Source organism: Bacillus sp. EB106-04-02-XG92, from assembly GCF_058791995.1.
In genome coordinates this window covers 37,600-43,599 of the sequence record NZ_JBYTEA010000002.1, presented here as the reverse complement: position 1 = coordinate 43,599, position 6,000 = coordinate 37,600, and the positions used below count along the sequence as shown (strand labels likewise).

At 35.4% G+C, this 6,000-nt stretch carries 9 protein-coding genes; 5 read left to right on the top strand and 4 right to left on the bottom strand.

The features are described from left to right. Positions 1-159 precede the first annotated feature (159 nt). Entirely contained in the window at positions 160-396 is a 237-nt protein-coding gene (locus AC3WVA_RS06260; RefSeq protein ID WP_000431159.1) for a NifU family protein, read from the bottom strand. A 206-nt stretch (positions 397-602) separates the two neighbouring features. On the opposite strand from AC3WVA_RS06260, the gene AC3WVA_RS06255 reads away from it, so the two are divergent. The 5 genes from AC3WVA_RS06255 (at position 603) to phnA (ending at position 4,232) form a co-directional block, all read left to right on the top strand. Continuing rightward, positions 603-911, top strand: a complete 309-nt coding sequence (locus tag AC3WVA_RS06255; RefSeq protein WP_000248595.1) for a YuzD family protein — start codon at positions 603-605, stop codon at positions 909-911. A 53-nt stretch (positions 912-964) separates the two neighbouring features. Continuing rightward, on the top strand, positions 965-1,759 hold the full coding sequence (locus AC3WVA_RS06250; RefSeq protein WP_098346618.1) for a nucleotidyltransferase domain-containing protein: 795 nt from the start codon (positions 965-967) through the stop codon (positions 1,757-1,759). A gap of 94 nt (positions 1,760-1,853) precedes the next feature. Continuing rightward, entirely contained in the window at positions 1,854-2,531 is a 678-nt protein-coding gene (locus tag AC3WVA_RS06245) for a CPBP family intramembrane glutamic endopeptidase (RefSeq protein WP_098346619.1), read from the top strand. A 329-nt stretch (positions 2,532-2,860) separates the two neighbouring features. Beyond that, a complete protein-coding gene (locus tag AC3WVA_RS06240; protein WP_098346640.1) occupies positions 2,861-3,655 on the top strand; it encodes a DUF2628 domain-containing protein in 795 nt (264 codons plus the stop codon). A 235-nt stretch (positions 3,656-3,890) separates the two neighbouring features. Further along, the gene (gene phnA / locus AC3WVA_RS06235; RefSeq protein WP_048528370.1) at positions 3,891-4,232 is read left to right on the top strand and encodes an alkylphosphonate utilization operon protein PhnA; all 342 of its coding nucleotides are present in this window, start codon (positions 3,891-3,893) and stop codon (positions 4,230-4,232) included. Between the two features lie 92 nt (positions 4,233-4,324). On the opposite strand, the gene AC3WVA_RS06230 is transcribed toward phnA, so the two are convergent. Genes AC3WVA_RS06230 through AC3WVA_RS06220 form a run of 3 tightly spaced genes read right to left on the bottom strand, consistent with a single transcriptional unit; the run spans position 4,325 to position 5,993 of the window. Beyond that, complete coding sequence (locus AC3WVA_RS06230; protein WP_097843794.1) at positions 4,325-5,122, bottom strand: ABC transporter permease; 798 nt, start codon at positions 5,120-5,122, stop codon at positions 4,325-4,327. Then, positions 5,106-5,765, bottom strand: coding sequence for an ABC transporter ATP-binding protein (locus tag AC3WVA_RS06225; protein WP_098346620.1), 660 nt, complete (start codon positions 5,763-5,765; stop codon positions 5,106-5,108). Before AC3WVA_RS06225 ends, AC3WVA_RS06230 begins: the two co-directional genes overlap by 17 nt. A gap of 54 nt (positions 5,766-5,819) precedes the next feature. Beyond that, positions 5,820-5,993: an aspartyl-phosphate phosphatase Spo0E family protein gene (locus tag AC3WVA_RS06220; protein WP_048528376.1), complete on the bottom strand. Its 174-nt coding sequence runs from the start codon at positions 5,991-5,993 to the stop codon at positions 5,820-5,822. Positions 5,994-6,000 lie beyond the last annotated feature (7 nt).

Genomic DNA, 6,000 nt, shown 5'->3' with positions numbered 1-6,000 from the left:
CCTCCTCACATTTAGAACGAGCCGCTTCCGCTTTTATTAATATCCAGCTCCAGCGGCTAGAACAGTCGGCCATTTCGCGCCTTCCTGTGAGGCAAAAAGCGCCTCTTCGTCAGGAGCTCCAATGACCTCCTGTTCTGAACGAGCCGCTTCCGCTTTTAATTAAAATACTTGTTCTACTTCAATAACGCCTGGTACTTCTTCTAGTAATGCGCGTTCGATACCAGCTTTTAGTGTGATTGTAGAACTTGGGCAGCTTCCGCATGCACCCATAAGGCGTAATTTTACGATACCTTCTTCAATGTCTACTAATTCAACGTCTCCGCCATCGCGAAGTAAGAATGGACGTAATTTATCTAATACTTCTAGTACTTGTTCTTGCATATGTGGGTTTTCCATTTTTATCGACTCCTTTCATCAGTTTTATTATAATCAAGATAGAGGGGAAAATCTATTTTTTCTGTTCTTGTTTTAATGTCGAAATTTTTTATCATGTTTACAACGTGTTTTTTCAGTATAGGGGTATGGAATAAGTTTGTAAAATGATGTGCTTATGCACTAAGACATCTGAATATACTGTTGAAACAAGAAGTGGGGGAGAAGAAATGGTTAATGTGCAAGTGTATGGGACGAAAGTAATTTGTGCGAGCTGCGTTGGAATGCCATCTTCAACAGAAACGTTTGAGTGGTTACAAGCGGCGATTGGTCGTAAATATGAAGGACAAGAAAATAAATTTAATTTCGAGTATATCGATTTCCAAGAAGAACAAGAAGATGAAAATAAAAAAGCATTCGCAGAGCGCGTAGTGGAGGAAGATTTATTTTATCCGGTCGTTCTTGTAAATGGAGAAATTGTTGGGGAAGGAAATCCTCGTTTGAAGGATGTTTACGAAGAAATCGAGAAATATTTATAAAGCAGGAAGCCTTTGCGAATTTGCAAAGGCTCTTTTTTATTGGAGGGATAGATGTGAAAAATGGAGTGAAGCATGCGTTACCGACAGAAGTACAACAGTTGATGAAGCAGTACACAGTAGAATTAAAAGAAATTTTTTTGGATGAAAAAATAGTCGGGGTATATATTTACGGGTCCATCGCACTCGGTGCATTTCATGCAGAAACGAGCGATGTTGATTTTGTTACGGTAATAAATGATTCTGTGAATGAAGCTGAAAAACAGCAACTTGTCGAACTTCATAAGAAGCTTAGTAGTAGTACGTTAGGCAAAAGAATGGACGGTATGTATATTCCGCTTGCTGATTTAGGGAAATACAATGATGAAATGAATGAGTACGTGTATTGTGCAGATGGTAAAGCGAATATAGGTCATTGGGATATTAATGCGGTCACATGGTGGACATTGAAAAATCAAGGTATTACAGTAATCGGGAAAGAAGCGGAAGATCTTTCGTTTCAAATAAGGTGGGATGATGTAGTCAATACGATGAAATACAACGTAGAACAGTACTGGAGTGGAAAGGCGAAGCAGCCGTATTTATTTTTTATAGAAGAGTGGGTAGAATCAGCTGTCGTTACGATGGGACGTATTTTATATACACTGGATCATAAAACAATCGTTTCAAAAGATAGAGGATTGCAATACTTGTCAGAACGCTCAGGGGAAGAATGGGGGATTTTGTTAAAAGAAGTAGCGAGAATAAGGCAGAATCCAAAAGAAAAGCGAATGCTCTCAAGATGGAGAAGAGCAGATATGACGAGGAAGTACTTACTGCATTTAATTGAAACGTGTAGAGAGAAATGGTAGGGAAAAAGACGATACAGTAGATTGTATCGTCTTTTTTTAAATTAAAATTGGTATATAATGGTTTAAAAGGTTTAATTATACTGGGGGGGATATGATGGACACGGAATTAGTTACATATAAAGAAAAGAATGTACAAATGAGTATGCTCGAAGTAATCAGTATGATAGTAATTATTTTTGGGGTCATGTATGGAATTGGTTTTTTGAATTTTTTATATGACTCCTCATTATATCCGTGGTATGTAAACCATCTCATTTCACCTTTTACATTTTTTGTAATTATTTTAATGTATGCACCAGCGAGAAATTACTGTTTACATTTAATAAAATCATTACAATTCAATAATTTTAAATATTATGTAACGATAGTAATAACAACGATTGTACTGCTTATATATCTTGCGGTATTAAATGTAGTTTTACCACATGGGCTTGGTGTGGATGAGTCTAATAGAGTAATAGAGCCTACTATAAGTGAACTCATTTTATACGTAGTTGTGCTCACAATTTTTGCGCCTATTTGGGAAGAAATTGTATTTCGAGGTATGTTTTTCGCGAAATTATCTCAGCGTTTTTCTACACTTAGTAGTGCCGTCATAAGTGCTTTCATATTTACTTTAGGTCACCCCCTTACAGTAGGTAGTATTTTATATATTTTTGGTATAGGTGTATGTTTAGCCTATACATATAAGAAAACAAATAATTTACTCGTTCCAATTGGGATTCATGTATTAAACAATTCATTCTATTTATTATTGAATTTTCAACTGTAAAAAGACGCCTTTTTGAAAAGGGCGTCTTTCCTATTTCGGAGTAAGTAGAAAGGGCTTTACAAGCATTGTGTAGAGGCAAGGTAATACAAAATATAAATAGTTTCATGTGAAACATTTTTATTATCAAATATGTAAAATGTTTAACTTAGTGTATTAAACCTATCATTCATAAGTATTTTAATATATTAAAAAGTAAAATGGAATAATTAACGGGTAATTGTAGGAATATATTCGATTTCTGTTCATTTTTATGAAATATATGTACTTTTTGTTAGATTCCTTCTTTTTCTTTCTATAAAATACATGTATGTAGAAGGAAGAAAAGGATGATGTGCGTGAAGGAAACTGTTTTACAAGAAATAAATTCCCCGCAAGAGTTACATAAAGTTGTTCAAAAGAATACAGCTTATTATGACTTTAAATGGGGCAAAGTAGAAAATTCAGCGCAAGGGAATACGTGGAATTGGGTGGCATTTTTCTTCCCAACTTTTTGGTTAGCTTATCGTAAAATGTATAAGTTGTTTATTATACTTACGTTATTGGCGGTACCTAGTATCGTTGTAACTCCTTTTATAGATATTCCAGATGGGATTTATTTAACATGTAGTTTAGTTCTTCAGTTAGGAACGATGATATTTACTGGATGGCAAGGAAACCGTTTATATTATAAGCATGCTGTTCGTGTTCTACATAAGGGAGAAGGTACGCCTGATCATGAGAAGGCATATTACTTACAATCAAAGGGCAACGCTAGTTTTGCTGGCATGATTGGTTTACAGGTTATAGTGATGATAGTATTTGGTGGAGTTATGTTCGGACTCTCACTTTTACCAACTGAGCCGAATATTAAAAATGTCGTTCGTTCAAGTAGTGAAGGTATTACTTTAGAGATTATGACGGATAATCCAACTTGGAAGTTTGTGAAGAAAGAACAAGATTATGATGTAGTAGAGTTTACTGGTTATGATTATACAGAGAAGAAAAACGTGAAAATTAAATTTGCTGTTTATTTCAGTGAAGACTATTTTGAATGGCAAGAAGTATATGAGGATAATAAGAAGTTAAGCGAAGATGAGTTAGAAGAGTATCAATTTTACATTGAAGAAAATGATTGGGGATTCTAGTCAGAACTCGTTCATTTTGAAAAGAAGAATCTTATGAAGGTTCTTCTTTTTTACTTAGAAACACCATACGAATTGAAATTTTGTAAAATAAAATAAAAAATGAGAATTTGAGGTAGGCTTGTCAATAACGTGAGACTATGGCACTATAAAGAAATGCTGTACAAATTTTATTTATCGAGATGTAAACATCAATTTTGATTTTTACGTATAAATAATGAACGGAGGAAATGAATTTATGGCTACTTTACCAAATTGTCCAAAATGTAATTCAGAATATACGTATGAGGATGGCGTTCTTTTCGTATGTCCAGAATGTGCTCATGAGTGGGGCCAAGAAGCAGAAACTGAAAATAATGATGGTGCAAAAGTTGTAAAAGATGCGAACGGAAACGTTCTTCAAGACGGCGATGCTGTTACTGTTATTAAAGATTTAAAAGTAAAAGGAACTTCTTCCGTTGTGAAGATCGGTACGAAAGTAAAGAGTATCCGTCTAGTTGATGGCGATCACGATATTGATTGCAAAATCGACGGTTTCGGTGCTATGAAGTTAAAATCACAATTCGTTAAGAAGGCGTAAGTAAAAAGAGGAGGCGAGTAGCCTCCTCTTTTTTATTGTCATTTTTTGTCGGTCAGTCGATATAATTTCATTTACCATGAACAGTGAAACATTTACCGTGCACTATAGTCGACCTCTTTCAACTGACAACGCTTATTAAAGAAGGTCTTATATCCAAGCTGTAAAAAGATAATCACAGCAAAAGCAGTGCTTCCTGAAATCCCAAGTATGATAGCAATTTGATATTGAATGGCTGTGAACGGTGATACACCAGATAAGATTTGTCCTGTCATCATGCCTGGTAGGCTTATAATCCCCATTCCGACCATAGAATTGATCGTTGGTAAAATGGCAGAGTCAAAAGCGTCGCGTATGAGTGGAGCAGTTGCTTCTTTCGGTGTTGCACCAAGCATAAGTGCCCCTTCAATTTGACCTCTTTGTGATTTCATATTGTTTAAGAACGTATTTGCACCGAGAGAAACACCAGTCATGGCATTCCCAACTAACATTCCTGTAATCGGAACGATATATTGCGGCGCATACCAAGGATCATGCCCGATAATAACAAAGATAAATAATAGAAGTGGCCCAATTGATCCAGCAACCATGGAAAGCGCGGCTACTCGTTTTAAGTCTTTTGACATTGGGATGTTAACTCGTTTATAAATATTAAAAATTGCAAAGGTAGTAATAGAAGTAATGAGAGCAATTGTATAAAATGGATTACTATTTTCAAATACGTATGTAAGGACATATGCAACAAGTACGAGCTGAATCGTCATACGGAACGTTGCGAGCGCAATTTGTTTTTCGCGTGGTATTCCTTTTAATTTCACAAGTCCAATTAATATAAGAATGAAAATATATGCAGCGGCAAGTTGCCAGATTTGGAGTTCAATAACGCCCTTCAAATGAGAGCACTTCCTTTCTAGTTGCACCGTTTGCTTTACTAATTTCAATAATATCGTCTGCAATTTCTTCTGGAAGTTGTTGTGAGTGTGTGATGAAGATAACTGTTTTGTTCTTCTCTCTTGCTAGCGTAGTAAATTGTTTCATAACACGGCGTTCTGTATCGCTATCTAGCGCTGAGGTTGGTTCATCTAATAAATAAACAGGTGGATCCATAAGTACGATACGTGCAAAAGCAAGTCGTTGCTTTTCCCCGCCTGATAAGGAATCAGCGTTGTCTTCTAAATTTTTTTCTAAGCTAACAGTCGTTAATGCACTTCGCAGGGCATCATCATTTGGAAATGGTTTTTCAGAAAGACGAAGTCCCATTAATAAATTGTCTTTAATCGTTCCCTCAAAAATAGGTGGTGTTTGCCCAAGCATGATTACGTCACGTCGTAATTGAATAGGGGGATAGTCGGAAATTAATTTTCCATTATATTCAATTGTACCGGATGTTGGAGATTGCAAATCATTTAGCATGCGGAGCAATGTACTTTTTCCGCTCCCACTCTCACCGATAATACATGTGATTTTTTCTTTTTGAATCTGTAAATAAGGAATGTGTAGTATATCTTTATATGTAACGTCTTTTAATATAAACATAAATGGCTCCTTTCTGATTCTAGTTATATCGTATCAAAAAAGAGAAGATAAAGGTTATAAAGAGCAACGTTTTTTCTTCGTCTTGAGTTTTATTAATAAGTTAAGTAAACGATCTAATTCTTGGCTGAAAGAAATCACTTTATGATGAGTGAATCCATATTGTTCAACGAGATGAATCAACTCTTTCTTCTTCGCTTCTATTCGATCGTTTAGTTTCGTTACGTTCATAAGTGAA

Excerpts from the sequence above, each read along its gene's own strand:
- AC3WVA_RS06245 (WP_098346619.1), top strand. The coding sequence starts at position 1,854 with ATGGACACGGAATTAGTTACATATAAAGAAAAGAATGTACAAATGAGT.
- AC3WVA_RS06260 (WP_000431159.1), bottom strand. The coding sequence starts at position 396 with ATGGAAAACCCACATATGCAAGAACAAGTACTAGAAGTATTAGATAAA.
- AC3WVA_RS06220 (WP_048528376.1), bottom strand. The coding sequence starts at position 5,993 with ATGAACGTAACGAAACTAAACGATCGAATAGAAGCGAAGAAGAAAGAG.
- phnA (WP_048528370.1), top strand. The coding sequence starts at position 3,891 with ATGGCTACTTTACCAAATTGTCCAAAATGTAATTCAGAATATACGTAT.
- AC3WVA_RS06225 (WP_098346620.1), bottom strand. The coding sequence starts at position 5,765 with ATGTTTATATTAAAAGACGTTACATATAAAGATATACTACACATTCCT.
- AC3WVA_RS06240 (WP_098346640.1), top strand. The coding sequence starts at position 2,861 with ATGTGCGTGAAGGAAACTGTTTTACAAGAAATAAATTCCCCGCAAGAG.
- AC3WVA_RS06255 (WP_000248595.1), top strand. The coding sequence starts at position 603 with ATGGTTAATGTGCAAGTGTATGGGACGAAAGTAATTTGTGCGAGCTGC.